Raw genomic sequence first — 729 nt, 5'->3', positions numbered from 1 at the left:
GGGGTGGCGGGGTGGCGGGGTGGCGCGGGTCAGCGACGACGCAGTCCGTCGAGCGCGATGGCCACCACGTCGTCCGCCAGCCGATCCGCGCCTTCTCTGCCCCCGGGTCGGTACCACTCGACGATCGAGTTGATCATGCCGAAGGTCAGGCGGGCGACGACGCTGGCGTCCATGTCGGCGCGCAGCGCGCCCTCAGCCTGCGCCTCGGACACCAGGGCCGTGATCCGACGATCGAAAGCGCGACGACGGGTCAGCGCTCGGCGCTCCACCTCGGTGTTGCCGCGCACCCGGAGCAGCAGCGTGACCGCCGGCAGCTGCGCGATCAGGACGTGCACGGCGCCGCGGAGCACATGCTCGAGTCGTGCCACGGCGCTGGCCTCGACCGCCGAGGCAGGAAGCGGGTCGTCCACCACGGCCTCGAGTCCGCTGAGCGCCGCATCGAGAGCGAGGTCGAGGATCTGGTCCTTGGACCCGAAGTGGTGGTAGATCGCGGACTTCGACAGTCCGAGCCGCTCGGCGAGCATGCCGATCGACGTGGCGTCATACCCGTGCTCGTTGAAAGCGGCGACCGCGACCGCGAGGATGCCCTGCTGGTCGTATCCCGGGCGGCCGCGTCGTGTGCTCTGCATCTCTGACATCATGCACAGTCTCGCATCCGATCGTGCCGTGCGGCGGGAGCGGTGGCCGCGAGGCGTCGTGCTCGGCCACCGCTCCCGCGGGTCAGCGCAG

Annotated in this window: 1 protein-coding gene; it reads right to left on the bottom strand. The window is 71.1% G+C overall.

Translation table 11 applies throughout. The features are described 5' to 3' along the window. Positions 1-29: 29 nt before the first annotated feature. A complete protein-coding gene (locus tag L978_RS17510) occupies positions 30-638 on the bottom strand; it encodes a TetR/AcrR family transcriptional regulator (RefSeq protein ID WP_081997108.1) in 609 nt (202 codons plus the stop codon). Positions 639-729 lie beyond the last annotated feature (91 nt).

The organism is Microbacterium sp. ZOR0019 (genome assembly GCF_000800925.1).
In the GTDB taxonomy this organism is placed as follows: Bacteria; Actinomycetota; Actinomycetes; order Actinomycetales; family Microbacteriaceae; genus Microbacterium; species Microbacterium aurugineum.
This window is presented reverse-complemented; position numbering and strand designations above follow the sequence as displayed.

Excerpts from the sequence above, each read along its gene's own strand:
- L978_RS17510 (WP_081997108.1), bottom strand. The coding sequence starts at position 638 with ATGTCAGAGATGCAGAGCACACGACGCGGCCGCCCGGGATACGACCAG.